This is a genomic window from Phyllobacterium sp. A18/5-2 (genome assembly GCF_025452215.1).
In the GTDB taxonomy this organism is placed as follows: Bacteria; Pseudomonadota; Alphaproteobacteria; order Rhizobiales; family Rhizobiaceae; genus Phyllobacterium; species Phyllobacterium sophorae.
In genome coordinates this window covers 1,122,519-1,147,721 of the sequence record NZ_CP104966.1, presented here as the reverse complement: position 1 = coordinate 1,147,721, position 25,203 = coordinate 1,122,519, and the positions used below count along the sequence as shown (strand labels likewise).

The following is a 25,203-nucleotide window of genomic DNA, read 5'->3' as shown; positions in this document are numbered from 1 at the left end:
GATGAACGGATGCCTTCGTTAAAGGATCTGAGAAACCGGATCGCCTCGGTCAAGGCGACGCAGAAGATCACCAAGGCGATGCAGATGGTCGCCGCGGCGAAGCTGCGTCGTGCGCAGGAAGCTGCGGAAGCCGCTCGCCCCTATTCGCAGCGCATGGCTGCGGTTCTGGCGAACATTGCTTCCAATGTCGATGGCGATGATGCGCCGGTGCTGATGAGCGGAACCGGCAAGGATGATGTGCACCTGCTCATCGTCTGCACCTCCGAACGCGGCCTTTGCGGTGGCTTCAACGCGCAGATCGCACGTTTGGCCCGTGATCACGCGCGCAGGCTGGTTGCGGACGGCAAGACAGTCAAGATCATCACTGTCGGCAAGAAGGGCGCGGATATTCTGCGCCGCGACCTCGGCAAGAATATCATCGACCACGTCAACCTTCGTGAAGTCAAGCAGGTTGGCTTCGTCAACGCCGACGAGATCGGGCACAAGATCATCGGGCTTTACAACGAGGGAGCATTCGACGTTGCCACGCTGTTCTATTCGGAATTCAAGTCGGTAATCGCCCAAATCCCCACTGCCCAGCAGCTGATTCCCGCCAGCTCCATCGGCGATGCCGAGCCTGAAAGTGCAGGCGATGCAGTTTATGAATATGAGCCGGATCCGGCAGCCATTCTCGGCGATCTGATCCCGCGCAATATTTCCGTCCAGGTTTTCCGCGCTCTCCTTGAAAACGCGGCATCGGAACAGGGCGCGCGCATGTCTGCCATGGACAACGCAACCCGCAATGCCGGTGACATGATCAACAAGCTGACAATGTCGTACAACCGCCAGCGTCAAGCCCAGATCACCAAAGAACTGATTGAAATCATTTCGGGCGCGGAAGCGCTCTAATCGCGAAGGTAAGGATCGATGGCAAAAGCAGCGACCCCGAAAACACCCGCAGCCGCCAAGGCAGCTGCACCGAAGGCAGCGGCCGCCAAGACGGCAGCCGTCAAGGCGGAAGCCGCTGCCAAGCCAGCAGCGAAGGCAGCCGCACCAAAGGCAGCGACCAAGGCTCCGGCAGCAAAAGCCGCTACGCCGAAGACCGCTCTCAAGGCAACCGGTGTTGCCGGTCGTGTGAGCCAGGTCATTGGCGCCGTTGTCGACGTTTCGTTCGACGGTGGTGTGCTTCCGCAGATCCTGAACGCGCTGGAAACCGACAATCTTGGCAACCGCCTCGTTCTCGAAGTGGCGCAGCATCTGGGCGAAAACACTGTACGCACGATCGCCATGGACTCGACCGAAGGTCTCGTTCGCGGTCAGGTCGTCTATGACACGGGTTCGCCCATCATGGTTCCGGTCGGTGAGGAAACCCTCGGCCGCATCATGAACGTTATCGGTGAGCCGGTTGACGAAGCTGGTCCGATCAACACCAAGCTGACCCGCGGCATCCACCAGCCCGCTCCGGAATACGTCGAACAGTCGACTGAAGCCCAGATCCTCGTTACGGGCATCAAGGTCGTCGATCTGCTCGCACCTTATGCTCGCGGCGGCAAGATCGGTCTCTTCGGCGGTGCAGGCGTCGGCAAGACGGTTCTCATCATGGAACTGATCAACAACGTCGCCAAGGCGCATGGCGGTTACTCGGTATTCGCCGGTGTGGGTGAACGTACCCGTGAAGGCAACGACCTTTATCACGAAATGATCGAATCGGGCGTGAACAAGGCAGGCGGCGGCGAAGGCTCCAAGGCTGCTCTCGTCTATGGTCAGATGAACGAGCCGCCGGGGGCACGTGCCCGCGTTGCTCTGTCGGGTCTGACTGTTGCCGAGCATTTCCGCGATCAGGGCCAGGACGTTCTGTTCTTCGTGGATAACATCTTCCGCTTCACGCAGGCCGGTTCCGAAGTGTCCGCTCTGCTTGGACGTATCCCGTCCGCCGTGGGTTATCAGCCGACGCTGGCAACCGACATGGGCCAGATGCAGGAACGCATCACCACGACACACAAGGGTTCGATCACTTCGGTTCAGGCAATTTACGTGCCCGCCGACGATTTGACCGATCCGGCACCCGCGACTTCCTTTGCGCATCTTGACGCGACGACGGTTCTCAATCGCGCGATCTCTGAAAAGGGTATTTATCCGGCTGTGGATCCGCTCGACTCGACATCGCGCATGCTCGATCCGCTGATCGTTGGTGACGAACACTACCAGACTGCCCGTCAGGTTCAGTCGATCCTGCAGCGCTACAAGTCGCTTCAGGACATCATCGCCATCCTCGGCATGGACGAGCTTTCGGAAGAAGACAAGATTGCGGTCGCCCGCGCCCGCAAGATTGAACGCTTCCTGTCGCAGCCGTTCTTCGTTGCGGAAATCTTCACCGGTTCGCCGGGCAAGCTGGTTGATCTCGCGGACACCATCAAGGGCTTCAAGGGTCTTTGCAACGGTGACTACGATCACCTGCCGGAAGCAGCGTTCTATATGGTCGGCTCGATCGACGAGGCGATTGAGAAGGCACAGCGTCTGGCAGCGGAAGCTGCCTGATCTTAAGAGGGCAAGCGGGCCACGGCCCGCCATGCCCACCTTGGTCAAGACCTTGAGGATTGAGTGAATATCATGGCAGAAGCCTTCCAGTTCGAACTCGTGTCGCCAGAGCGCCTGCTCCTTTCGGAACAGGTCATTGAAGTCGTGGTTCCGGGTACGGAAGGCTACATGACGGTCATGGCGCACCATGCGCCTCTGATGGCAACTGTGAAGCCGGGTGTCGTCACGGTGAAGACAGCCGATGGCAAGCCGGACAGCTATGTGGTGTTCGGCGGTTTTGTCGACGTGACACCAGATGGCTGCACGCTGCTCGCAGAGTCGGCAGTGCACGTCACCGATATAAAAGCTGATGAACTGCAGCGCCGCATTCAGGATGCCAAGGAAGACTTCGAAGATGCCACAACTCGCGAGGAGCGGGCTAAAGCCGAAGACCTTCTTGGCCAGCTGACAACGCTTGAAGAGGCTATCAAAGCCGTTTGAAGCGATAGCATTTTACGCAAAAAGGCGGGCCTTCTGGTCCGCTTTTTTTGTGGTGATATTCAGTCGGCTAATTGACGGAACGCGGCAACCACCTCTTCGTAGACCTGACGCTTGAACGGCACGATCAGTTCGGGCAGCGAGTCCATCGGCTTCCAGGCCCAGCGGTCGAACTCCGCCGTGTGGCCACCGGGGGGAGGGTTGATTGCGATTTCGCTTTCATCGCCTTCGAAGCGATAGGCGAACCATTTTTGTGTCTGGCCGCGATACTTGCCCTTGAGTGCGATCCCAACGAGATCTCGCGGGCAAATCGTAATTGATCCAGTTAGGAGCCTCCGCGAGCAAGGACACGGTCCTCATGCCCGTTTCCTCATAGAGTTCGCGCAGCGCGGCCGGCTCCGGATCTTCACCTTTGTCGATACCGCCTTGCGGCATCTGCCAGAGCTGCGATGCTCCGTCCATTTCATCATTCTGAATGATTATGCGATGGCCAACCCAGACGAGACCCGCCTTGTTGAGCACCATGATGCCAACGCAGGGACGATAGGGCAGGGACTGCGGATCGGCTGGCTTTGTCTTCTTGTTCATGTCGGCGCTCCGTGGACGCTTGCCGTGCTGGTGCTAGCCCTTTTCCGGATCGCGGACAAGGGCTGAGATGGGTACAATCTCGATGCCTCTGGCCTTGGCCTCGTTGGCCCAGGAGGTGACGGCGTCGACGGTGATCTCGAAGGCGGACCCTGTCGCTATCGCCGTGCCCTTGGCGCGTGCGATACGTTCCAATTCGTCGAGCTTCTTCAGTATGGAGCCGCGGTCCTGTGTAGCATCGATCAGTACATCAGCGGCGGCAAATGGAGTTCCCTGCTGGGCAGCAATCGCATCGGCCTGGCTCCGCGCGGAGCTGCCGTCATCGAGATAAAGCAGGCCGCGTTTGGCGAGATCCTGAATAATCGGCGTCATCGCCTTGGCATCGGCAGTGAAACGGGCTCCCATGTAATTCATAACGCCCGTATAGTTCGTAATGCGCCCCATGGCCTTGTGCAGATTTTCCAACGTTGATGCCGGCGGTGCATCGACTGTCAGCGTGTTTCGGCCTGGATTGATACGTGGATAGTCGTATGGCTCCAGTGGAACCTGCATGAGAATTTCATGGCCGTCCTGCCGTGCCGTTTGCATCCAGCGGCCAAGACTGTTGCCCTCCGGTGAGAACGCCAGTGTTATCTCGGCCGGAAGAACCCGAATAGCCTGTTGCGAACCCGTCTGTGACAGGCCGAGCCCGCCTATGACGATGGCGACGCGGGCACCGCGCGCACCGGACCAGGGCCGCGCATAGACGTCGAGCGGGCGACGGCCATCCGGTGCGACGACCGGCAGCGGTCCTTGTGGGCTCTGCTCGAGCATATCCTGCTCTGGAAGATGTGCCGTGCGGGGATCCTGTGTGCGTTTGGTTGGGTCGCCGACAACGATGATCTTGGGTCCGCCTTGGGGAGCGGTGATGTTTCCAGGCATGGCGCCAGTATCACCTGCTGGTCCGGATCCGGATTCGGCATTAGCTCTTGCCCGAGGAACTTCGGTGACCTGCTCCTTCGGCGCCGTAGGAGGAGGGCGGCGAAAACCCTGGTGGCTGGCAAAAGCGATGAGCGCGGCCACACCGACCACGCCGAGGATGACCGCGGAAGGCAGGAGCCAGCGGCTAGCCGCCGGTTTCCCGGTATGGCCGGGCCGTCTGCTGTTTTGTCCCAGCGGGCGGTTGATATCAAAATTCACGCGTTATCGCCGATGCGGGGAGAGACGGATAAAGGATTGGCAAGCTGATAAGCCAAGGGGATCAGACTAAAATGAAAAAGTCTGATCCCCTCGCGCATGTCAGTTGGGCACGCCCTTCTTGGGGTCTGCCGGGAAGGCTGCATTGGCTTGTTCGCCGCGCAGAAGCTTCAACGCCTGGATAAGCTGCAGATCGTCTTTCGGCTCCGGCGGTACATAGGCTATGGAGCCCGAACCTTCGGCATCCTCCATCGCGCCTTTGATATGACCCTTGAGATCGGATCTCGCCGCGGGTGATATCCTGTCCCTTGAGCGCGTCAGGCAAAGGCTGGTCCACAGCGATATCGGGCACGATACCCTTGCCCTGAATGGACTTGCCAGCCGGCGTATAATAGAGCGCCGTTGTCAGGCGCAGCGCGCCGTTCTCGCCGAGCGGAATGATCGTCTGCACGGAACCCTTGCCGAAGGATCTTGTGCCGAGAACCGTTCCACGGCGATGGTCCTGCAAGGCACCTGCAACAATTTCCGAAGCACTTGCTGAACCACCATTGATCAGTACGATCAGCGGCTTGCCATTGATCAGATCGCCCGCGCGGGCGTCAAAGCGAGTGATGTCCTGCGGGTCACGGCCGCGCGTCGAAACAACCTCACCCTTGTCGAGGAAGGCATCCGAGACAGCGACTGCCTGGTCAAGCAGACCGCCCGGGTTGAGACGCAGATCAAGGACGAAGCCCTTGAGCTTGTCTGCCGGCACCTTGCTCTGGATGTCCTTGATCGCCTTCTGCAGATCGTCGAAAGTCTGTTCGGTGAAGGAAATCACGCGGACATAGCCAACATCATTTTCGACACGGTATTTGACGGCTTTCACCTTGACCACATCGCGGACGATTGTCAGCTTGATGGGCTTGTCAGCGCCTTGGCGAATAAGGGTCAGTTCGATTGGCGTATTGACCTCGCCGCGCATCTTGTCGACGGCGTCGGTCAGGGTCATGCCGCGAACCTCGGTGCCGTCGATCTGCGAAATGTAATCGCCGGCCAGAACACCCGCTTTGGACGCCGGAGTATCTTCGATCGGTGCGATAACTTTGACCAGTTCGTTTTCCATGGTGACTTCGATGCCGAGGCCGCCAAATTCGCCCTTGGTCTGGACCCGCATATCCTGTGCCTGTTCGGCATTCATGTAGGATGAATGCGGATCAAGCGAGGTCAGCATGCCATTGATGGCGCTCTCGACCAGCTTCTTGTCATCCGGCGGCGTGACATATTGCGCGCGGACGCGCTCGAAAATATCACCAAAAATTGATAGCTGTTTATAGGTTTCGGTACCCGCAGCTTCTGCGGTGGTCGTGGGCAGAGCACCCTGAACAACGACCATTGCCGTCGCACCCATCAGCGCTCCAGCCATGAGAAGCGTTAACCTACGTATCATTTGCGGTCCTTCCAGCAAGCCGAGCCGCCCACCATGGGGCGGGATTAACAGGTTTTGTATCCTTTCGGAACTCAATGTAAAGCATTGGAGCTCCATTTCCCATCGGAACAGGTGCGGTACTGGCAATAAGTTGCTCGTTCATCACACCAACCGGCTCTCCCGCCAAAACGAACTGATTTTGGGAGACATTGATTTTTTTCATTCCCGCCAAGACAACATGATATCCATTCCCTGCGTCCAGGATCAAGAGCTGTCCATAGGACCGGAATGCGCCAGCATAAAGGACAACGGCGTCCATCGGCGACGTTATTGTCGCACCCGCCGGTGTTTCCAGCGTATCACCCTGGGCGGTGCCGCCCAATCCGTCCGCATCGCCATAATGCTTCACGAGCTTGCCTGCAGCTGGCGCAGATAGATGACCTTTCAATGAGGCAAAATTGACTTGCGCCGAAAGCCGGTACTGATTGGAGGCAAAATCGTCGGCGCGCCGCTGGCTGGCTGCCAGCTTCTGCTGTTCCTGCGCGCTGGCAGCGTCGGCAGCTTTCTTGACCTCCTGAATGTCCCTTTCCATGGAGGCAATGAGGTCGCGCAGCGAAGTGGCGCGTCTGGCCAGATCTTCGGCCCTAACCTGCTCCGCCTGACGCGTCTCTTCAGACGTTGTTTGCAGGTTTTGCTTTTCCTTCAGAAGGAGATCAAGGCGCTTCTTCTCCTCGGTCTGGCTTGTAACTGCGGCAATCAGACGGGTCTGTTCTTCCGAGATCGACGTCTTGACCCTGCTCAAATCCTTGAGATCCGAAATGAGGTTTTCCGTCTGCTGGCGCATTTCGGGAACAACGGCGCCAAGAAGGACCGCGCTGCGGACAGAGGCCAAGGCATCGTCCGGACGTACGAGCAAGGCCGGCGGCGGATTCAAGCCCATCCGTTGCAGCGCTGCCAGAACTTCCGCCAGCGCGCCACGCCGCTCCTTCAGCGAATTCTTGATTCCATCTTCCTGCCCGCGCAGGTCAGTCAGTTTTTCACCGAACGCCGCAATATCTTCGCTCAGCTTCTTCTCGGTTTTCGCGGACTGGATAAGGGCCGCGGTAATCGTCGTCTGGTCCTTTTTCAGGGCGGCAATCTCATTGTCGAGAGCAGCAACGCGCTCAGATGAAAGGGACAACTGACCAGTTAGTTCCTGGAGTTCCCTGACCGTCTGTACTCGCTTGGCATCCAGTGATTCCGGCTCTGCTTGCGCTGGCGGCTGTGGAGTTTCCTGCATCGGTTGCTGGGCATGGGCGGGAAGCGCACAGGCGAGTACAATAGGGAGGACGACATATGACAATGCACGCCTGCGTGAACTCAAAACTATCTTTGATGCCTCAAAATTCATTACCGGACCGGTGCACAAGTATGGTTTGATCCCGACTTTAGAGAGACTTCGACTAATGAAGTATTAACCATAAACCAACCGTGTCGAAAGCGCTCCCTTTTAGTAGCAACGGGCATGGCGGAATTACGGCGCAATGCTCTTGGTGGCATGAAATATCTCTGTCCACCTGTCCTCTTCCGATATAAGTGAGTGTTCACCGGAAACGCGGCCATCTGCAAATGATTCACCGGTTCACAATGGTTTCAACATGACCGATCTGACAATTGTAATTCCCGTCCACAATGAATCCGGAAATATTGGCAGGCTGGTTGAGGAAATCAATTCAGCGCTGATATCCGGACCAGCCTATGAAATCATCGTCGTCGACGATGGTTCGATTGATGGATCGGCTGAGGAGGCGTTGAGGGCTGGCAATCATGTCCGTGTGCTGCGCCACGCGAAACGCACCGGTAAATCACGGGCGCTTGTGACCGGGTTTCAGGCCGCAAAAGGACAATGGATAGCCACGCTGGACGGCGACGGACAAAATGATCCCACGGACATTGCGCGACTGTGGCCGCGCATACACAGCTCACAATCTGTCCTTTTTGCAGGTGTAAGGAAGCGGCGCAATGACGGCTTTGTCAAACTGCTTACGTCGAAATTTGCCAATTTCATACGCAAGCGCATGCTGAACGATAATTGCAGGGATACGGCGTGCGGGTTCAAAGTTCTGCCGTCCGAGGCTGCAAAGAATTTGCCCTATTTCGATAACATGCACCGTTTTCTGCCTGCGCTGTTACGGCGGGCCGGGCTGCAGGTCATTGAAGTAAGTGTTGAAGATCGCCCACGCCTGGCAGGTGTGTCCAAATACGGTTTCTTCGACCGGGCGGCAGTTGCGTTTCTGGATACAGTCGGTGTCTTCTGGCTTATCCGCCGTCACTCTGATCCGGTATCGGTAGTTGAGATGAATAGCGCTGGAAATTGAAGGTTCTCAGCTTGCCGCTGTAATTCCTTATTGGGGCGGTGACGCGCGTAACTGATCCGATTGGCTTCGCATCTTCGGGCAGATGCGCGCGGATATTCTCAGCGGTTGCATCGTCACCCTGCCAAACCAGCACGATGTCCCCGGCTTTCCCATCCCGTTCCGGCGGCCAATGAAGGAGTACGGCGACGTTGCCCGCATCGTCGGCGCGATTCTGAAACAATCCGCGCAGGCGCGGGATTCTGGGCGTGAATGGCCTGGGCAACAGCATCGAAGGGAAAGTTGAACCGTTCAGTGCCAAAAAGCGCGATGCCTGTCATCGCGATGGGCGCCAGGACATAAAGGCTGCCGGCAATCGCGAGCAGGTTGCGTGCGCCGAGAACCTGCGGCAGGTATAGCGCCAGCAGGATCGCCGTGGGCGCCAGGATAGGCGCCATGTAACGTTCGGCAACCGAATGGTAGTCTGCGGCCACTACAAGTGTTGCAAAGGCCGCAAGCCCGATAAGTACGGTTCGAAGCAGAAGTTTGCGTACGTCGGGGTCGCCATCGGGCTCGGGGCGCGGATGGTCACGTGTACGGCCAATAAGAAAGGTGATGACGGCGAATCCTGCCCACAGGAAGGTCGAGATCATAAGGCTGACAAGCCCATCAATTCCAAGATGGGGGAGATCGAAGGATTGCAGATAGCCGATCGGGTGACTGAGCTTGACCATCCTGCCAGCGGTTGCTGCCAACGGGGCGTTAAGGGAGGCAATCAGGACTGGGGCGAAGGCGGCCGCAAAGATGAAAATCGAAATCCACAATTGCCGCCGGAATAACCGGCGACGAATGGCTGGAGTGGTTGCCGCCGCAACAAGGAAGCTAATGAGAAAAATGAAGAAGTTGTATTTCGCCAACGCGCCGGTTGCGGCCCAGACGCCAAGCCAGACAAAAGCGCTTTTATCCCGGCCAGAACGCAGAAGCGAAAAAGCATGAATGACGCCAATCGAGGCGGCAATGACCAGGATTGTGTGCGCCGTGGTTTGAATCGACATCCAGACAATTTGTGGCAGGAATGCGGATGCCGCCAAGGCCAGAATACCGGCACGATCGCCGGCCAGCCGCCGGGCCGTGTCAAAACAGAGCCAATGATAAAGACCAAGCAAAGAAATCCGGACAAGCGCTACGGCCAAAACCCAATTCCACCGGGTCAGTTCCAGCGCCGTCCGAACCAGCCAGTTATAGAGCGGTGGATGAGAGTTTCCGTAGTTCCAGGCCAACCCGACTTCGCCGACGAATTGCGCTTCGTCGATTTCCATGAATCGCGAAAGCCACAGGCGCAGGATAATTAGGATCGTGCAATAGATGACAATTGCGGCCGGTACCCTTCGGGCAAGGCCGGTCCAATTGATCATCGGGCCATCAAGTGAGGTAATGCTGAAGTTTCGCCAGAACACCTTAGGCCCCAGGTTTGTCGTTGTACGTGTGACCTACAACGAAAGCATCACGGGCCGCAATCCCAACTGCACCGCTCAAAGGAAAACCGCCGGCGTGGGGCCGGCGGTTTGGATCTTGTGGGGTGCGGTTATGCGCGTCGTATGATGCTGGCAATGAGAGATATCAGCAACAGCGCCAAGAACACGTAGAATATGATCTGAGCGATACCTGCGGACGCCCCGGCAATACCGCCAAATCCCAACGCACCTGCGACGAGTGCAATGATCAGAAAAATTACAGCGTAATAAAGCATTTATCATCTCCCTGTCTTGTCGGATTCTGAAACGGATGTAACGCGGTTTGGTTCCCGGGCTAACGAAGAAGATGCATGAATGTTATTGTTTCATACTTTTGCCTTGCTGCTCTCCTTGAAGAACAAAGCCTGTGTGATAAGAGCCTTCACCATGTCTGGATTGAAGGGCTTCGTCACGAGAAACGTTGGTTCCGGCCGCTCGCCCGTCAGCAACCGCTCGGGGAAAGCCGTGATGAAGATCACGGGGACCGCATCCTGACTGAGAATATTGTTCACCGCATCAATGCCGGAGCTTCCGTCGGCCAACTGAATATCAGCCAGGATCATACTCGGACGGGTCGCAGAATAGAGGCTCAATGCCTCGTCGCGGGTGCGCGCAATGCCGACAACGCGATGGCCGAGGCTCTCAACCATATGCTCGATGTCCATCGCGATCAGAGGTTCGTCCTCAATGATCAGAATATCGGTAGCAATCTGTTTGGAAATTCCGACCGATGCTTCATCGAGCAGCGCATATAGCTCAGTTTCCGTGACTTCGAGAATCTCCATCGTTTCGGCTTGGCTGAAACCTTCGAGGCTGACCAGCAAAAAAGCCTGACGGGCTTTTGGCGCGATGACTGTCAAGTTCGCGGCCGCATGTTTTTCCCAGCCATACTCCGACTGCAATTCCAGCGGGCGAACATTGACTGAGTTGAAATGTTTGATCAGCAGTTTGTAAAGGCTGACCCGATCCGATGGCGTTTCAGGGAAAAGTGAGACATCGGCTATGAGGATTTCCAGTGTTGCCGCCACGTAAGCATCGCCGGAAGATTGAGAACCGGTAATGGCGCGGGCAAAACGGCGAAGGTAGGGTAGATGCGGGGCTATCCGGGTGGATAATGACATTATGAGGGGTTCCCTGTTCTCCGGTGGTCATTGAAGGTAGGTATTGGAGTCAATAATAAATGAGTTACGACCAGAAACACATTCGTAAAAAAAGTTCCCCGCAACGGAACTTTTCGTTGGATCAAGTATTGTGCTCATTAATGTGCCTTATGACCAACGCCGCGACGAACCACCAGCAAAGATTTTATAATGAACGCAAAAAACAATCCCTCTGACGCGCCTGAAAAGGCGCGGGTCCGTCGTCGCGATATCAAAAACGCTGAGACAGAAATTGGTCTGAAATTGCGTGCTCTCTATGCATCGGTACAGGAGGAGGAAATCCCGGCTCGTTTTCTGGATCTACTTGAAAAGCTCGATGAGGCTGAACGCAACCATGCGCATATGTCCAAATAAACAGGCCGCTGAATGGTACATGAATCGACTGATTTCAAAAGAGACCTGATCGCGTCGCTGCCCAAGCTCAGGGCATTTGCCGTCTCGCTGATTGGTAACCCCGACAGAGCCGATGATCTCGTGCAGGACACGATCATGAAGGCATGGGCAAAGCAGGATTCATTTGAACCTGGCACCAATATCAAGGCATGGCTATTCACGATCCTTAGGAATGAATTCTATAGCCAGATGCGCAAACGCGGACGCGAGGTCCAGGATTCAGATGGCATTTTCACCGAACAACTGTCTGTCCATCCCGCGCAATATGGCTCCCTTGACCTGCAAGATTTTCGCAAAGCGCTTGAAAAGCTCCCTGATGACCAGCGTGAAGCGATTATTCTCGTCGGAGCCTCGGGCTTTTCCTACGAAGAGGCTGCCGAAATTTGCTCGTGCGCTGTCGGAACCATCAAGAGTCGTGTTAGCCGTGCGCGGACGCGATTGCAGGAACTGCTCGAAGTCGAGGGGGAAGTGGACTATGGTCCAGATTCGATTGCCACGCAGGTAACATCAAACAAGTTCGCCTGAGGGGCCATTTTGCTTGGGCGCAAGTTGATTGGCGCCGAGTGCCAAGCGGACCGCCTGCAGGATCTGGGTTTTCCCGTAAGGCTTTTCGACGACTGGAACGCCGGGAAAGCCGGTAATTCCGGATAGTTGCTGGTCATAGGCCGTGGTAAAGACAATTGGGATTCCGCTTTGCTGCAACAGGAAGGCTGCCTCCAGCGACGACAGGCCGCGGGCCTGGACCTCAAGGATGGCAATGTCACACACGGCATCGCTGTCAATCCAGCCAAGCAACTCGTCAACGGTCGATACCAGATGAACGGAACGTGCGCCGCATTCTTCCGCTATGCGCTCGAGTTCCAACCCTATCAGATATTCATCCTCCAGAACCAGAAGCCGCATGCCGATCAATCCCATGTCATCTGCTCCTTAAAAAGTTTTTATGCGCAGACCGACCAGGACGTGTCATTTAACTAAGACATATCAATTGCAAAGAAACTTGCGGCAAATCACAGGCGACATGATAGCGTGCGCTGTGATCCAGAACTGAGCGGCCCAATGAAACCCACGACAGCATCGGCGGCACGGCAGTATCCCTGTGCTAAATGTCCGCTACAGGGCTTTCCGCACCTGCAGCCGCATGAAAAGGAAGAAGTGTCTTTCCTTTCCGAGTTCAAGACGGGGGAACTCGTTGCGGACGCCGGAACCACAGTTCTTGTGGAAGGCGCCAACAGTGCGCATCTGTTCACGGTGCTCTCCGGTTGGGGCTTTCGCTACAAGACGCTGGAAGACGGCCGCCGGCAAATCCTGAACTACGTTTTGCCGGGGGACCTGATCGGTCTGCAGGGATCCATTATGAAGGAGATGGCGCATTCAATTGAGGCGCTGTCACCGATAATCCTTTGTGTGTTCCAACGCGACAAGCTGCCAAATCTATTCCGCAGCTTTCCCAATCTCGCCTACGACATAACCTGGATTGCCTCACGGGAGGAGCAGATGCTGGATGAAATACTGTTGAGCGTGGGCAGGCGCACTGCAATGGAGCGAGCGGCCTATCTGTTCGCTTTCCTTTTCCAGCGCGCCAAATCGGTAGGGATGGTCAAGACCAACAAGTTGATAATACCGCTTAAACAACAGCATGTTGCTGATACACTCGGCCTGTCCATCGTCCACACCAACAAGACACTGAAGAAGCTTTCCGTCCGCGGCGCCCTGCGCTGGCTTGACCGCGGGTGTGAAGTTCTTGATGAAAATGTGCTTCTGGAAATGTCGAAATGGCAGGGTTTGCCTGCTACGCCCCGACCATATATCTGAGGGCAGGACCTGTTAACAGGATCAACCATGGCGCCTGAAACGGCAAGAAGATGCGAGTAGAGGGGTAACCGTTTCCGGTCCTGAACCCAGCTTGCGGGGCAGTTAAAGGATGCGATTGAAGGAGATTTTCTCGGCAAGATGGAGAATGATGATTTGCTGTGGTGGCAGAGAATTCAAATGAACCTCTCGCAACGGCCGTTGCGGGGCCTGGCGATCATCCTTTCGCTTGGCCTGATTATTGGATCGGCCGCTTCGACGATCATTTTGGCGCGCAGTTTCAACAACCAGATTGATGATGTCATCGCGACTTACCGGGTGCGCGAGCAGGCGTATAGTTCACTTGCCCTTTTGAACGAAGCCCATAGCAATCAACGTGGATTTCTACTGACCCAAGATACCGGCTTCCTCGATCTCTATAAAAACGCAACGGCAAGGCTCACCGAGAGTCTCAATACTCTAGGGGAAATGACGAAGGGCAATGCCCGGCAACAGGCCATGGCAACCCGAATTCATGATCTGGCAAAGGAAAAACAGGCAGCAGTCGAAGCGGCGATCGCACTTTCCCTCAGCGGTAAGCGTGCTGATGCACTGGCCTCTCTCGGACCCACGTTTGGTATCGGTCAACTGGATGAAATCAATAAGACCGTGAACAGTTTTCTCGGCGAAGAGGATCGCCGGCTGGTCGACCGAAACATCGCCATGAACAGTATGAGAAGCTGGCTCACCATAGCATCGGTCTCCTCTCTCGGGGGCGCGCTCATTCTCGCTTACATTCTTGCGAGCCGCACCAGGCGCTATGTGCGCAGGCTCGCGGAGGGTCAATCCGTACTTCTGTCGGAAAAGTCGGTACTCGAGGAGATGGTGCGGGACCGCACGTCGGAACTGGAAAAGGCGATGCTTGTCGCGACAAGGGAAAGAGAGCGTGTCGAAACATTATTGCAGGATTCTGGATCACCGCATTGGAAATTCACTGGCCACGGTTTCTTCTCTGCTCGGCATTCAGATGCGGGACGGGTCCTCGGAAGAAACCCGGGCGGCGCTAGGAGCTGCCCGTGATCGGATCCAGATGATATCCTCCGCCCACAGGCGGCTTCGGCTGGGAAAGGATCACGAGACCGTCCGGACAGACGAATATTTGCCGGACGTCATCGCCGATATCAAGGAATCCAATGCGCATGACCGCAAGATTGACATCCAGTCGGATCTGGCGCCGATAGAACTCAGCTCTCGTGACGCGACAACACTCGGCATCATCATTGGCGAGCTGACGATGAATGCCATTAAACACGCTTTTCCCGGCAAAAGATCAGGGCAGATCCATATAAACCTGGCGCGAGGAGAAAATGGGATATTGAAGCTCAGAATCGCCGACACCGGGGTTGGGCTTCAAAAGAAACCGCGCAAACCTAGCGGCGCAGGTCTGGGAACGGTGATCGTCAATCAGCTTTGCCATCAGTTTGGTGGTTCTGTTAAGTACGCTGCCAATGGCGAAGGCGGTACAATCGTGACAGTCGATTTCCCCTCCTTGTCCGAGGTAAAGCCGCAGCAATCATTGGAACAAGATGCCGAAAGATGATTTTAGAGTGTCGCTGCGCCGGATGTGGAATGCTCGGCGTTCAATCGGTCGAGCGCCAATTCAATATCGCGCAGGTTTCTCGTCACGCCATCATCCGGATCCATGCCGCCCTCTGTCGCTGCCCGCTGCAATCCACGCGCTTCGCTCAACAGTTCTTCCAGTTTGGCAATCTTCTCCGCTCTGCTCAGCCCGGAATCGGCAAGAATGTCGTTTGCTTCGAGCATGTCATCGTTCTCCATCTATCGCAGAGGGGAAACGTGGCTGGCGATTAAATGTTCCCGGCAAGGAACAATGCACAAGTGGTCGCGTTGATGACCGAAGACATGTAAACGGTCGGAGTAAGGACGGCTCACGAAGAGACGTCAGGTGGTCATGAGATCGAACGATATTCCCCAAGGTGCCTTGGTATTTCTAGCGGAGCCGTCTCGCCATGACGTTCTTTCGACCCTGAAATTGCTTGACGTTCAAGGGGACCGCGACCTGGACAATCTGGCAAAACTCGCACTTTCGATGTCGGGCAGTCAGATTGCACAAATCTCGTTGGTGGACGAGCAGCGCAGCCAGATCCTGTCTCATGCCGGGGAATCTGGCGCGTTGAACATATGGGTCATCGAAGCGAGCGCACTTGCCGGCCCTGAGAAGAATTGTCTGGTGGTCCTAAACGCCGGCGAAGATGTGCGCTTTGCTGAAATCGATGCTGTTGCCCACACCCCGAACCTGCGGTTCGTTGCTGTGGCGCCGATTTACGTTTCAGACATGTGCGTCGGCACCTTGAGCGTGATGTCTAACGAACCGAGGACCGAATTCGGCCAAGCAGATCAGAACCAGCTTTTGCAGCTCGCAAGTCTCGCGGCGGCTCTGATTGAGCTCAAACGCGATGCTCGCCTCGGAGCAAATTCGATCGCGGCGCTGCACCGTGACGAAGACCAAGGCGCCATGGCTTTAGAGGTTGGCAATGTCGGCAGTTGGGTCTGGGATTTGCGAACCGGCAAATTCACCGGCAACCGCATGGCCTATACCATGCTCGGCTTAAGTCCAGACCATCCGGTCAACGGCGAAGATGTGTTCCGGGCAATGCATCCCGACGATTTTCCGGCGATGAAATCCGCGTTCACTCGGGCTCTTGTGCAAAATCAGGACTATGTGGGGGAATTCCGCGCTGCTTCGTCCGGCCAATGGCTGCTTGGTCGCGGCCGCATTTTCGAGCGGGATGCCGCGGGAAAGCCGATCGTGGCCGTCGGTGTGAACATAGATATCACCGAAACAAAGAATGCGGCGGAAAAGACCCGTCTCCTTTTGCGGGAGCTAAATCACCGGGTCAAAAACACACTGGCAATGTTGCAGTCGCTGGCCAGGCAGACGCTGAACCGCTCGTCGGATCCGGCCGAGTTCATGGAGGCGTTCTCGGGGCGTTTACGCGCCATCTCGGAGGCCCACACTCTCCTTTCTGATCGGGAATGGAGCGGGATCAGTCTAATCGACCTGATCGCCAGGCAGGTAGAGCCTTATGCCATCCATGATCCGAAGCAAATCGAGCTTACCGGAGAAGATATGGTGCTTCCGCCTGATCACGCTCTGGGGCTCGGCATTGCATTGCATGAACTCGCTACGAATGCGGCGCGGCATGGCGCACTTTCCGTTGCCGGTGGCCGCGTGCGCGTGTCCTGGCAGGTGGAAGCTGGTCTCAACGCGTCGCGCGTCGTTATCCACTGGATCGAGGCCAATGGACCCAAGGTGCTGCCGCCGGATGCCCGGGGGCTCGGCGAACGGTTGATCGAGCGCAGTCTGGACAAGGTGCTGTCGAGCAGCGTTAGATTGAGCTATCCTGAAACCGGCCTGGAAGCGTTGATCTCCATGCCGATAGGGGATACCTCAAATACCGTCGCCCGATGACGAGTCATCCACCGGGCGGCGCTTTTTCTTTTTTGTCAGCAGGGAAAGGCCACTAAACGCGATGACCGGTACTGCCAGCATGAGCAGAGCCCTTGAACGCAGTACCGCAGGCGCCGCCGCCAAAGCGGCTATGGTCAGAAGTGCCGAGGTGTCGATTTTTGCGCGTTCACGCTGACGCTTCCGGGCAGCGGCGTCAGCAATCTTCATGATGATATAGATGATAATTGCCAATCCAAATGCACAGCCGGCCAGAATGAGAGCCGAGTGCATTTCTCCGTATCGCGCAGCAAGAACGATGTAAGCCGCGAGCAGCAAAAAAATCGCGCCGATCGCTGCCAAAATGGCAATCACGGTCATGAAAATCGCGCTGCGTTTGGCCCGGCTGACAGCCAAGCCAACTTCGCCGGCCGCCAGGCTGGTAAGAAGGGGGGTCAATAGTTTCAGCATGTCAGCGACGGGCGATCAGGGCCAGGAGAAAACCAACCCCGGCAGCGACCGCCAGCGTGGTCAATGGATTTTCTCGAACGGTCTCCACTAGCTGGTCTTCAAGCTCACGCGCCTGCGAGCGGATGTCCTCGAAGGTTTCTTCGCCCCGTACTTTTGCCGCTTCATAGGAACTTGCCGCACTGCGCGTTGCGTCCTTCGCGGAATTCTTGCCGATTTTGGCGAGGGTCGCTGCAATATTCGCAATGTCTTCCTTCAATGCGGCAACTTGCGCTTGCAAATCAGGGTTATTGTCAGTCGCATCATCGACTGCCTTGCGAACTTTCGAAGAGACAGTGGCCATGGGGAGAACTCCTTGATAAAACAGGGATATACGGTTGCGAAACGCGGATTCCGATCATTTGTTCCATGCAATGCGGGCAGTCGCAAGTTTGCGATCGGACGATTTTATTCAGACGCCGGCTAGAGGCCGGCGCTGCAGGTTTTGGCACGACCCTCAAGACAGATAGCCGAACAGCCACAGAATAAGAATAATCGGAAGCGGCAAACCGATGAGCCAAAGCAAAACACCACGCATCATCTTAGAAAACTCCTTTTTCACATCGATCCCGAAAGTTGTCGGGTTTGTAGAAACACTTGTCAGATACGACCCATCAGCAGCAGTATCAGAAAGATCACCAGTACGACGCCGAGCAGACCAGAAGGACCGTAGCCCCAATTTCTGGCATGCGGCCAAGTCGGGAAAGTACCGATCAACGCCAGAATGAGAATAATGATCAGTATTGTTGTAATGGGCATTATTTCCTCCCTCTCGTGAGAAAATCCACTGTGGCGAAACACGCGAAATGAAATTTGGTTCCAGCAGTGCGCCGGGGGACGCCTGCCAGGCACAACACGGACATGCCGACCCCATGCAACCAAACTGAGCCGACTTCGTTCCTGTCGCGGGTTTCAACGGAGATGGATTTCCATGGGTTTCATAGCGGGGGATTTTCATGCCTTCTGAGAATGTCGGAGGGAAGCTGCCGCGTGCTGTCGAGCGGGTAACCCAGAAGTCCTCAGTCTATCCGCAGCCTGCGGCGGATGCGAGCAGTGGTACCCAGTTCCCCCCAGTCGTCGTGGCAATTGCGATTGTCACGGCGCTCTATTTTGCGCGGGAGGTCTTCGTACCCCTGGCCCTGGCTCTGCTGCTAACTTTCGCCCTTTCACCGTTGGTCACCCGGCTCCATCGCTCCGGCGTGCCGAAAGGTGTGGCCGTTATCAGCGTGGTTGTGATGGCGTTCCTGGTTATTTTCATTTTTGTCAGTATCGTGATCAGCCAGCTTACCGTGCTGGCGCAGAATCTGCCGAGCTATCAATACAACATCGAGACGAAGATCCGTACCATCAAGGACGCCCAATCCGGGAACAGCATTTTCGACCGGGGCGCGCGCATGTTCAAGCGGCTTAGCGAGGAGATCGGCCGCTCCGATGAGGTCGAGCGATTCAACATCGATGACGGCGCTAGCAAGGACCCGAACCCGCAGCGACAACCTCCACAGAATGTTGAATCGCAAAGGGAGCCAGCGCCTCCCCTGCGCGAGCAGGACCCGAACAAGCCCGTCCCTGTCGAGATTCGGTCTCCGCCACCCGATCCGCTGAGCATCCTGCAGACATTCGCGGGACCACTGATCCAGCCACTGGCGACGATCGGCATCGTCATAGTCGTCGTCATCTTCATGTTGATGCGGCGGGAAGATTTGCGCGACCGTTTCATCAGGCTGGTTGGGGCAAGCGATATACACCGCACCACGACAGCGCTGCACGATGCGGGAAAACGCGTCGGTCAGTATCTCCTGATGCAACTGATCATCAATATCAGCTTCGGCGTGCCGATCGGGATTGGACTTTGGTTCATTGGCATACCCAACCCCATGCTGTGGGGCATGCTGGCGATCGTGCTGCGCTTCGTGCCCTACATTGGACCGATTATCGCAGCATTTTTCCCAGTGGTCTTATCGCTTGCGGTCGATCCCGGCTGGATGCTTCTGCTCTGGACCGTGGCGCTTTTCATCGTTCTAGAACTGATCAGCAACAACATCATGGAACCGCTGCTTTACGGCTCAAAGACCGGCCTTTCACCCGTGGCCATTTTGATGGCTGCGATCGTCTGGACCTGGATTTGGGGACCTATTGGCCTCATTCTTTCAACGCCGCTGACAGTCTGTCTCGTTGTCCTTGGGCGGCATGTGCCAAAGTTCGAGTTTCTGGATGTTTTGCTCGGCAACGAACCGGTATTGCTACCGCCCCAACAGCTGTATCAACGGCTCTTGTCAGGTGATCCGGATGAAGCGACTGAGAAAGCGGAGGAATACCTGCAATCATCAACAGTCTTGGACTATTACGCCTCTGTTGCCATTCCAGCGCTGTCTTTGGCCGAATATGACAGGGGAAGAGGCGTGCTCGATACACCGCGCCTTCGCCGCGTCGCGCAAAGCATGATCCTGCTGGTCGAGAACCTGTCCGATCATCGCGATATTGAGGACGAAGAAGAAGGCGACCCTGAAGAAAAAGTCAAAAAGAGTGCCGCCGAGCGCAGCAAGCGCAAAGCAGAAGAACCGAAAACCTTTATCTCGGCTGGAGGGCGCGGTGACCTCGACGATGCTGCGGCGGTTGTCGTCGGCGACATTCTTGAGCGCCGGGATGTTGATGTCCGCGATATTACCCATGATGAGCTTGAAGCGGTCAATATCGGCAAACTCGATCTTACTGGCGTCAGTGCGATCTATGTGAGCTATCTCAATACATCCTCCGTGGCCCATGCCCGCTATCTGGTGCGGCGCCTCAGACGGCGCAACGGGCGTATCAAGATCATCGTTGGTTTCTGGTCGGAAGATGGTGAAAAAGTAGATGGTGAAAAGATCGTCGGATCAACCCGCAACTGCCATTTTTCCACATCGATCGAGACTGCGGTCGGGCAGATCTGCGAATAGGAGCATCATCGATTTCTGCATGTTGGATGAGCATTCTTTTTTGGCGGAACCAAGCGGGTCTGTCACGTTTCCCTGAGGCTGATCGAGCGTTGATCGGCATACAAGACCCGGTGCCTGTTCCCCCGTGGGTACCGGGTCGCTTTGAATTTTTTTTGCTAAAAACTATGTTATTTCAACATGATGCGAGAGACTGGCTTGGTGGAACCAAAGGTCGTGAGGGTCGTTTAGACCGGGTACCATCGAAGCATTCGAGGAGTTTAGCCCATGGGAAGTACAAGTGACAAAGTTTCCGGCGCCGCAAATAAGGCTGCCGGTACCATCAAGCAGGCTGCAGGTAAAATGACCGGTTCGAAGAACATGCAGGCCAAAGGCAAAATGCAGGAAATCAAAGGTGAAGCACAGCAGGCCAAAGGCAAGGCCAAGGATGCTGTGAAAAAGGTTGTCGATAGGGCCTGATCCCTTTGACACTGTCCAAACTTAGCCGGTCCGTCTCGGACCGGTTGCTTTTTGTCCAATAGTCTGTCGTGCTCACTTTTTCAGTTTCAAGAAGGAACGATCTATGAGGATCAATGTGGGGTGTGAACTGACTTTCGAGTTTGCGCAGGAGACACCTCTGGTTGCCATTTTGAACGTGCATCATTCACGGTTTGCGGATTTGGAGGGTGTTGAAATATTCCACGCCACATTTGGCTCCAGCGTCGACGGATATCATGACCAGTTTGGGAATTGGTGCAATCGCATTCTCGCTGCGCCTGGTATCTTCACCTGTTCGACAAATGCGGTTGTGGTTGACAGTGGTCTACCCGATCCTGTCGCGCTGGAGGCTGTTCAGCACCGTGTGCAGGACTTGCCCCACGAAACTCTCGTTTACCTCATGGGCAGCCGCTATTGCGAAACCGATTTGCTGAGCGAGGAAGCATGGCGATTGTTCGGCAATGTTCCCGAAGGTTGGCAGCGTGTCCAGGCAGTATGCGACTTCGTGCACAACCATATCGTCTTTGGCTACGAACATTCCAATCCAACGCGCACCGCATCGTCGGGATATTTCGAAGGGCGTGGCGTATGCCGCGATTTCACCCATCTCGCGGTGGCTTTTTGCCGATGCCTGAATATCCCAACACGCTATTGTACTGGATATATTACCGATATCGGCATACCCTTGCCGCACGCGGAAATGGACTTTTGCGCATGGATGGAGGTTTATCTCGGTGGTCAATGGCACACCTTCGATCCACGCAACAACCAGCCGCGTATAGGCCGGATCAAGGTTGCGCATGGGCGCGACGCGGCGGACGTGCCTCTGACAAATATATTTGGTCCAAATCTTCTGACGAATTTCAAGGTTTGGGCCAGAGAGGCTGTCTGATCGGGCATTTTCGCAACCTTCTTCGCTTCCGATAGTTTCGTCCGGGAGAGATTGGCTAGGCCAAGGAGGAAAATATGAGCCAAAGAGCGATCGACTTCGTCAACAATTGGATCTCTACCCATGTGGATGCCAGCCGTCCGGCGGACATGGCACATCATGACCGGCGGCCAAAACAACTGGCTGCGAAGTGTGCAGCAGATGCGGAAGCAGCAGGTATTTCGATATCCGAAATCAAAGACGGTCTGGGCGATCTCGAAATCTGTATGATCACAGCGATTGACAGAGCGGCGCTGGCCAAGGAGAGCAAGCAGGCTTGAGACTTCAATGAAAATCCCGTGATTTCGGTAGAATACGCACCTTGCGAGGATGAGTGCCTCTCGGCTCATCCGCAACGGGATGAGCGACTTCGTCGCTGCGAGCTAACGGCAAAGTGGGATGCTGTTCTGACAGGCGGGAAAGATCACCTGTACGGTCAACAAGCTTTCTGGCCACGATGTGCACGACATTTTCGGCGCTTTGAACCGTACCTTCGATCAGGATCAGGCGTGATCCCATGACTTCCTTTCGATATCTTTCCAGCAGCTTTGACCAGACCACTATGTTGGCGATGCCTGTTTCGTCCTCGATAGTCATGAAGACGACGCCCTTGGCACTACCAGGTCTCTGACGAACAGTGATCACGCCGGCAAGCTTTACCCGCCGGTTATTCCCCAAGCTGTTTGCCTGCCTGCAGGTGGATACATTTTCCGCGATCAACATCTTGCGAAGGAACTGCATGGGATGGCCCTTGAGTGAAAGGCGTGTCGATTCATAGTCGGCCACCACGTGCTCGGACATTTTCATCTGCGGCAATCTGGTCTCGGCTTCCTTTGCCAGTTCATTGGTTTCCGCAACCTGGAAAAGCGGAAGGGTTTCATTGTCGGGAAAACGCCGAACCGCCCAAAGTGCTTCGCGGCGGCCGATATCGAGCGATTGGAACGCATCGGGATCCGCGAGAAGGACAAAGGCTCGTCTTCCAAGCCTTGTCAGGCGGCGCAATTCTTCAATAGCGGTATAAGGGCGGTCACGTCTGGCACAAATTTCCTCTGCCCAGACTTTTGAAAACCCCTCGACCTGACGAAATCCGAGACGTAAAGCAAGCTTTGCAGGATCGACGCGTTCCAGTGTGTTGTCCCATTCGCTGAAATTGATGTCTACGGGCCGCACCTCGACACCATGTTCTCGTGCATCACGAATGATCTGCGCCGGAGCGTAGAAACCCATGGGCTGCGAATTCAGCAATGCCGCCGCGAAGGCCGCCGGATGGTGGCATTTGATCCAGGAAGAAATGTAGACAAGGATGGCGAAGCTTGCCGCATGGCTTTCAGGGAACCCATACTCGCCGAAGCCCTTGATCTGGTTGAAACAATTCTCGGCAAAGCTCCGCTCATACCCCCGGCGAACCATCCCCTCCACCATTTTTTGCTCCATCTGATTGATCGTGCCAACACGACGGAAAGTAGCCATGGCTCGTCGCAACTGATTGGCTTCATCGGGCGTGAAACGAGCGGCATCAATGGCGATGCGCATGGCCTGTTCCTGAAACAGCGGCACGCCCAGTGTTCGCCCGAGGACATTTTTCAATTCATCCTTGTCGCCATGTTCAGGGGAGGGTGAAGGATAATGGACCGGTTCCTTGCCGGATCGCCGCCTCAAATAGGGATGGACCATATCGCCCTGAATCGGGCCAGGACGCACAATGGCGACCTCGATCACCAGATCGTAGAATTCCCTTGGCCTCAGACGGGGCAACATATTCATTTGAGCCCGGCTTTCCACTTGAAACACCCCAAGAGAATCTGCCTTGCAAAGCATGTCGTAAACTCGCGGGTCATCCTGTTTGACTGTCGCCAGTTCGTAGCGTTCACCTCCGTGGAAGTGGATGAGATCAAAGGCCTTGCGGATGCAGGTCAGCATGCCGAGCGCCAGAACATCCACCTTCATTATGCGAAGTGCATCGATGTCATCCTTGTCCCATTCGATGAAGGACCGATCTGCCATTGCTGCCGGACCTATGGGAACGGTTTCGTCGAGCCGCTGCTGGGTCAGGACAAAACCGCCGACATGCTGGGACAAATGCCGGGGAAAGCCTATCAATTCAGTCGCCAGTCTGACGGCGCGTCGTATCATGACATTCTCGGGATCCAGCCCTGCCTGACGCACCTCTTGCTTTTCTACAGTCGTTCCCCAACTGCCCCAGACTGTATTGGCAAGTGCAGCAGTGACATCTTCGGTCAGTCCCAAAGCCTTGCCCACATCGCGGATAGCGCTCCGGGGACGGTAGCTGATAACGGTAGCCACAATGGCTGCACGCTCACGCCCATAGCGCCTATAGACCCATTGCATCACCTCTTCGCGCCGTTCGTGCTCGAAATCGACATCGATATCAGGTGGTTCCTTGCGCTCAGCGGAGAGAAAGCGCTCAAAAAGCAGGTTGCTTTTGCTGGGATCAACAGCGGTAATCCCGAGGCAATAGCAGACAGCGGAGTTGGCTGACGAACCTCGCCCCTGGCACAGGATATTCTGCGAGCGGGCAAAGATAACAATGTCATAGACCGTAAGGAAATATGGCGCATATTGCAGCGTTTCGATCAGTGCGAGTTCTTTTTTTAGAAGTTCGCCGACCTTATCCGGGATGCCTTCCGGGTAGCGTTTTGCAGCACCTTTCCATGTCTCATCAATCAGATGCTGTTGGGGCGTCTTTCCGGGAGGCACCGGCTCGTCTGGATAGTCATATTTCAGCTGGTCGAGAGAAAAATGGATCGGCTCAACGAAACGCGCCGTTTCCAGAACTGCGGCGGGAAAATGCCTGAAGAGACGCCCCATTTCATCGGGTGATTTCAGATGCCGTTCCGCATTCTTTTCCAGCCTGCGCCCGGCCGTATCGATAGTGACGTGCTCGCGGATGCAGGTCAGCACATCCTGTAGCGGCCGTCGGGCGGGCGTATGATAGAGCACATCATTGAGGGCAAGGAGAGGAACATTGGCACCTGCAGCAAGGCGGGCCAATCGTTCGCCGTGGCGCCTGTCTGCCCCCCTGTGCGGCATGGCGAGGCCAAGCCAGACAGCTCCCGGTGCTGCGAGAGAAAGTTTCTTGAGGAACGAAGCGAGATTTTTATCTGCATTGGCAGGTGCCATAACCGCAATCTGAAAATCTTTGGCACGAAACAGGAAATCCTCGAATATTAGATGACATTCGCCCTTGATGGCGGCACGCGTCTTCCCTTCGCTCAAAAGACGGCACAGCTGGCCATAGGCAGCACGGTCGCGCGGATAAACCAGCAGGTCTGGCGTATCGTCAATAAAGACAAGCCTGCACCCAATGAAGAGATTTAACCTTATTCCGGCTCTTTCCTTGAGCTCCTTATGCGCCGTATAGGCCCGCACAACGCCTGCAAGAGTGTTGCGATCAGCGATGCCGATACCGCTGAGACCAAGAAGGGTAGCCGTTTGCACCAGTTCTTGCGGCTGGGATGCGCCTTCAAGAAAGGAAAAATTACTGGTGACAGCAAGTTCAGTGTAATCCGGCATCGCA

General features: G+C 55.7%; 25 protein-coding genes and 2 pseudogenes. 14 read left to right on the top strand and 13 right to left on the bottom strand.

Going from position 1 to position 25,203, the window contains the following annotated elements:
• The first annotated feature begins 9 nt into the window (after positions 1-9).
• The 3 genes from N8E89_RS05760 (at position 10) to N8E89_RS05750 (ending at position 2,997) form a co-directional block, all read left to right on the top strand.
• Positions 10-888, top strand: a complete 879-nt coding sequence (locus N8E89_RS05760; protein WP_106662028.1) for a F0F1 ATP synthase subunit gamma — start codon at positions 10-12, stop codon at positions 886-888.
• Positions 889-906: 18 nt separating this feature from the next.
• Positions 907-2,517, top strand: a complete 1,611-nt coding sequence (gene atpD / locus N8E89_RS05755; RefSeq protein WP_106662027.1) for a F0F1 ATP synthase subunit beta — start codon at positions 907-909, stop codon at positions 2,515-2,517.
• Between the two features lie 72 nt (positions 2,518-2,589).
• Entirely contained in the window at positions 2,590-2,997 is a 408-nt protein-coding gene (locus N8E89_RS05750) for a F0F1 ATP synthase subunit epsilon (protein WP_106662590.1), read from the top strand.
• Positions 2,998-3,056: 59 nt separating this feature from the next.
• Here the strand turns inward: N8E89_RS05750 and N8E89_RS05745 are convergent.
• The 4 genes and pseudogenes from N8E89_RS05745 to N8E89_RS05730 all read right to left on the bottom strand — a co-directional run bounded on the left by N8E89_RS05745 (position 3,057) and on the right by N8E89_RS05730 (position 7,553).
• A pseudogene (locus N8E89_RS05745) lies at positions 3,057-3,582 on the bottom strand (RNA pyrophosphohydrolase).
• A gap of 33 nt (positions 3,583-3,615) precedes the next feature.
• A complete protein-coding gene (locus N8E89_RS05740; RefSeq protein ID WP_262261395.1) occupies positions 3,616-4,758 on the bottom strand; it encodes a divergent polysaccharide deacetylase family protein in 1,143 nt (380 codons plus the stop codon).
• Between the two features lie 99 nt (positions 4,759-4,857).
• A pseudogene (locus tag N8E89_RS05735) lies at positions 4,858-6,184 on the bottom strand (S41 family peptidase).
• A complete protein-coding gene (locus N8E89_RS05730) occupies positions 6,174-7,553 on the bottom strand; it encodes a murein hydrolase activator EnvC family protein (protein ID WP_410010341.1) in 1,380 nt (459 codons plus the stop codon). The pseudogene N8E89_RS05735 and the gene N8E89_RS05730 overlap by 11 nt, the downstream one beginning before the upstream one ends.
• 247 nt (positions 7,554-7,800) lie before the next feature.
• Here N8E89_RS05730 and N8E89_RS05725 point away from each other — a divergent pair, with 247 nt between their 5' ends.
• Positions 7,801-8,520, top strand: coding sequence for a glycosyltransferase family 2 protein (locus N8E89_RS05725; RefSeq protein WP_262261393.1), 720 nt, complete (start codon positions 7,801-7,803; stop codon positions 8,518-8,520).
• 113 nt (positions 8,521-8,633) lie between these two features.
• On the opposite strand, the gene N8E89_RS05720 is transcribed toward N8E89_RS05725, so the two are convergent.
• From N8E89_RS05720 to N8E89_RS05710, 3 genes are all read right to left on the bottom strand, one after another.
• Complete coding sequence (locus tag N8E89_RS05720; protein ID WP_262261392.1) at positions 8,634-9,953, bottom strand: ArnT family glycosyltransferase; 1,320 nt, start codon at positions 9,951-9,953, stop codon at positions 8,634-8,636.
• 128 nt (positions 9,954-10,081) lie between these two features.
• Positions 10,082-10,246 carry a DUF1328 domain-containing protein gene (locus tag N8E89_RS05715; RefSeq protein ID WP_027231091.1) on the bottom strand — a complete coding sequence of 55 codons (165 nt, stop codon included), beginning with the start codon at positions 10,244-10,246 and terminating at the stop codon, positions 10,082-10,084.
• A 90-nt stretch (positions 10,247-10,336) separates the two neighbouring features.
• Positions 10,337-11,131: a response regulator gene (locus tag N8E89_RS05710; RefSeq protein ID WP_262261390.1), complete on the bottom strand. Its 795-nt coding sequence runs from the start codon at positions 11,129-11,131 to the stop codon at positions 10,337-10,339.
• A 189-nt stretch (positions 11,132-11,320) separates the two neighbouring features.
• On the opposite strand from N8E89_RS05710, the gene N8E89_RS05705 reads away from it, so the two are divergent.
• Together N8E89_RS05705 and N8E89_RS05700 are read left to right on the top strand one after the other, a co-directional pair.
• A complete protein-coding gene (locus N8E89_RS05705; protein ID WP_106662021.1) occupies positions 11,321-11,524 on the top strand; it encodes a NepR family anti-sigma factor in 204 nt (67 codons plus the stop codon).
• A gap of 12 nt (positions 11,525-11,536) precedes the next feature.
• Positions 11,537-12,088: an RNA polymerase sigma factor gene (locus N8E89_RS05700; protein ID WP_106662020.1), complete on the top strand. Its 552-nt coding sequence runs from the start codon at positions 11,537-11,539 to the stop codon at positions 12,086-12,088.
• Here the strand turns inward: N8E89_RS05700 and N8E89_RS05695 are convergent.
• A complete protein-coding gene (locus N8E89_RS05695) occupies positions 12,071-12,481 on the bottom strand; it encodes a response regulator (protein WP_113172291.1) in 411 nt (136 codons plus the stop codon). The genes N8E89_RS05700 and N8E89_RS05695 overlap by 18 nt on opposite strands.
• 141 nt (positions 12,482-12,622) lie before the next feature.
• Here N8E89_RS05695 and N8E89_RS05690 point away from each other — a divergent pair, with 141 nt between their 5' ends.
• The 3 genes from N8E89_RS05690 (at position 12,623) to N8E89_RS05680 (ending at position 14,954) form a co-directional block, all read left to right on the top strand.
• The gene (locus N8E89_RS05690; RefSeq protein ID WP_262261386.1) at positions 12,623-13,378 is read left to right on the top strand and encodes a Crp/Fnr family transcriptional regulator; all 756 of its coding nucleotides are present in this window, start codon (positions 12,623-12,625) and stop codon (positions 13,376-13,378) included.
• Positions 13,379-13,555: 177 nt separating this feature from the next.
• Positions 13,556-14,434: a CHASE3 domain-containing protein gene (locus N8E89_RS05685; RefSeq protein ID WP_262261385.1), complete on the top strand. Its 879-nt coding sequence runs from the start codon at positions 13,556-13,558 to the stop codon at positions 14,432-14,434.
• The gene (locus tag N8E89_RS05680) at positions 14,382-14,954 is read left to right on the top strand and encodes a sensor histidine kinase (protein ID WP_410010340.1); all 573 of its coding nucleotides are present in this window, start codon (positions 14,382-14,384) and stop codon (positions 14,952-14,954) included. The genes N8E89_RS05685 and N8E89_RS05680 overlap by 53 nt, the downstream gene beginning before the upstream one ends.
• 2 nt (positions 14,955-14,956) lie before the next feature.
• On the opposite strand, the gene N8E89_RS05675 is transcribed toward N8E89_RS05680, so the two are convergent.
• Positions 14,957-15,178 carry a hypothetical protein gene (locus N8E89_RS05675; RefSeq protein WP_106662587.1) on the bottom strand — a complete coding sequence of 74 codons (222 nt, stop codon included), beginning with the start codon at positions 15,176-15,178 and terminating at the stop codon, positions 14,957-14,959.
• A gap of 148 nt (positions 15,179-15,326) precedes the next feature.
• Between N8E89_RS05675 and N8E89_RS05670 the strand changes: the two genes are divergently transcribed.
• Positions 15,327-16,847 carry a sensor histidine kinase gene (locus N8E89_RS05670; RefSeq protein WP_262261381.1) on the top strand — a complete coding sequence of 507 codons (1,521 nt, stop codon included), beginning with the start codon at positions 15,327-15,329 and terminating at the stop codon, positions 16,845-16,847.
• On the opposite strand, the gene N8E89_RS05665 is transcribed toward N8E89_RS05670, so the two are convergent.
• The 3 genes from N8E89_RS05665 to N8E89_RS05655 form a co-directional block, all read right to left on the bottom strand.
• Complete coding sequence (locus tag N8E89_RS05665; protein WP_262261379.1) at positions 16,827-17,282, bottom strand: hypothetical protein; 456 nt, start codon at positions 17,280-17,282, stop codon at positions 16,827-16,829. The two genes, N8E89_RS05670 and N8E89_RS05665, sit on opposite strands and share 21 nt — an antisense overlap.
• A 13-nt stretch (positions 17,283-17,295) precedes the next feature.
• Positions 17,296-17,634: an ElaB/YgaM/YqjD family protein gene (locus tag N8E89_RS05660; protein WP_106662014.1), complete on the bottom strand. Its 339-nt coding sequence runs from the start codon at positions 17,632-17,634 to the stop codon at positions 17,296-17,298.
• Between the two features lie 296 nt (positions 17,635-17,930).
• On the bottom strand, positions 17,931-18,089 hold the full coding sequence (locus N8E89_RS05655) for a DUF3309 family protein (protein WP_106662013.1): 159 nt from the start codon (positions 18,087-18,089) through the stop codon (positions 17,931-17,933).
• Between the two features lie 197 nt (positions 18,090-18,286).
• Between N8E89_RS05655 and N8E89_RS05650 the strand changes: the two genes are divergently transcribed.
• The 4 genes from N8E89_RS05650 (at position 18,287) to N8E89_RS05635 (ending at position 21,946) form a co-directional block, all read left to right on the top strand.
• Positions 18,287-20,263, top strand: coding sequence for an AI-2E family transporter (locus N8E89_RS05650; protein ID WP_262261376.1), 1,977 nt, complete (start codon positions 18,287-18,289; stop codon positions 20,261-20,263).
• A gap of 264 nt (positions 20,264-20,527) precedes the next feature.
• Positions 20,528-20,719, top strand: coding sequence for a CsbD family protein (locus N8E89_RS05645; RefSeq protein ID WP_106662011.1), 192 nt, complete (start codon positions 20,528-20,530; stop codon positions 20,717-20,719).
• 103 nt (positions 20,720-20,822) lie between these two features.
• Positions 20,823-21,629: a transglutaminase-like domain-containing protein gene (locus tag N8E89_RS05640; protein WP_106662010.1), complete on the top strand. Its 807-nt coding sequence runs from the start codon at positions 20,823-20,825 to the stop codon at positions 21,627-21,629.
• Between the two features lie 74 nt (positions 21,630-21,703).
• The gene (locus N8E89_RS05635) at positions 21,704-21,946 is read left to right on the top strand and encodes a DUF768 domain-containing protein (RefSeq protein ID WP_106662009.1); all 243 of its coding nucleotides are present in this window, start codon (positions 21,704-21,706) and stop codon (positions 21,944-21,946) included.
• Between the two features lie 4 nt (positions 21,947-21,950).
• Here the strand turns inward: N8E89_RS05635 and N8E89_RS05630 are convergent, their stop codons facing one another.
• The gene (locus N8E89_RS05630; protein ID WP_262261373.1) at positions 21,951-25,199 is read right to left on the bottom strand and encodes an error-prone DNA polymerase; all 3,249 of its coding nucleotides are present in this window, start codon (positions 25,197-25,199) and stop codon (positions 21,951-21,953) included.
• Positions 25,200-25,203 lie beyond the last annotated feature (4 nt).

Excerpts from the sequence above, each read along its gene's own strand:
- N8E89_RS05715 (WP_027231091.1), bottom strand. The coding sequence starts at position 10,246 with ATGCTTTATTACGCTGTAATTTTTCTGATCATTGCACTCGTCGCAGGT.
- N8E89_RS05680 (WP_410010340.1), top strand. The coding sequence starts at position 14,382 with ATGCGGGACGGGTCCTCGGAAGAAACCCGGGCGGCGCTAGGAGCTGCC.
- N8E89_RS05645 (WP_106662011.1), top strand. The coding sequence starts at position 20,528 with ATGGGAAGTACAAGTGACAAAGTTTCCGGCGCCGCAAATAAGGCTGCC.
- N8E89_RS05655 (WP_106662013.1), bottom strand. The coding sequence starts at position 18,089 with ATGCCCATTACAACAATACTGATCATTATTCTCATTCTGGCGTTGATC.
- N8E89_RS05750 (WP_106662590.1), top strand. The coding sequence starts at position 2,590 with ATGGCAGAAGCCTTCCAGTTCGAACTCGTGTCGCCAGAGCGCCTGCTC.
- N8E89_RS05660 (WP_106662014.1), bottom strand. The coding sequence starts at position 17,634 with ATGGCCACTGTCTCTTCGAAAGTTCGCAAGGCAGTCGATGATGCGACT.
- N8E89_RS05700 (WP_106662020.1), top strand. The coding sequence starts at position 11,537 with ATGGTACATGAATCGACTGATTTCAAAAGAGACCTGATCGCGTCGCTG.
- N8E89_RS05690 (WP_262261386.1), top strand. The coding sequence starts at position 12,623 with ATGAAACCCACGACAGCATCGGCGGCACGGCAGTATCCCTGTGCTAAA.
- N8E89_RS05730 (WP_410010341.1), bottom strand. The coding sequence starts at position 7,553 with ATGAATTTTGAGGCATCAAAGATAGTTTTGAGTTCACGCAGGCGTGCA.
- N8E89_RS05670 (WP_262261381.1), top strand. The coding sequence starts at position 15,327 with ATGAGATCGAACGATATTCCCCAAGGTGCCTTGGTATTTCTAGCGGAG.
- N8E89_RS05725 (WP_262261393.1), top strand. The coding sequence starts at position 7,801 with ATGACCGATCTGACAATTGTAATTCCCGTCCACAATGAATCCGGAAAT.
- N8E89_RS05650 (WP_262261376.1), top strand. The coding sequence starts at position 18,287 with ATGCCTTCTGAGAATGTCGGAGGGAAGCTGCCGCGTGCTGTCGAGCGG.
- N8E89_RS05685 (WP_262261385.1), top strand. The coding sequence starts at position 13,556 with ATGAACCTCTCGCAACGGCCGTTGCGGGGCCTGGCGATCATCCTTTCG.
- N8E89_RS05705 (WP_106662021.1), top strand. The coding sequence starts at position 11,321 with ATGAACGCAAAAAACAATCCCTCTGACGCGCCTGAAAAGGCGCGGGTC.
- atpD (WP_106662027.1), top strand. The coding sequence starts at position 907 with ATGGCAAAAGCAGCGACCCCGAAAACACCCGCAGCCGCCAAGGCAGCT.
- N8E89_RS05695 (WP_113172291.1), bottom strand. The coding sequence starts at position 12,481 with ATGGGATTGATCGGCATGCGGCTTCTGGTTCTGGAGGATGAATATCTG.
- N8E89_RS05640 (WP_106662010.1), top strand. The coding sequence starts at position 20,823 with ATGAGGATCAATGTGGGGTGTGAACTGACTTTCGAGTTTGCGCAGGAG.
- N8E89_RS05635 (WP_106662009.1), top strand. The coding sequence starts at position 21,704 with ATGAGCCAAAGAGCGATCGACTTCGTCAACAATTGGATCTCTACCCAT.
- N8E89_RS05675 (WP_106662587.1), bottom strand. The coding sequence starts at position 15,178 with ATGCTCGAAGCAAACGACATTCTTGCCGATTCCGGGCTGAGCAGAGCG.
- N8E89_RS05630 (WP_262261373.1), bottom strand. The coding sequence starts at position 25,199 with ATGCCGGATTACACTGAACTTGCTGTCACCAGTAATTTTTCCTTTCTT.
- N8E89_RS05760 (WP_106662028.1), top strand. The coding sequence starts at position 10 with ATGCCTTCGTTAAAGGATCTGAGAAACCGGATCGCCTCGGTCAAGGCG.
- N8E89_RS05710 (WP_262261390.1), bottom strand. The coding sequence starts at position 11,131 with ATGTCATTATCCACCCGGATAGCCCCGCATCTACCCTACCTTCGCCGT.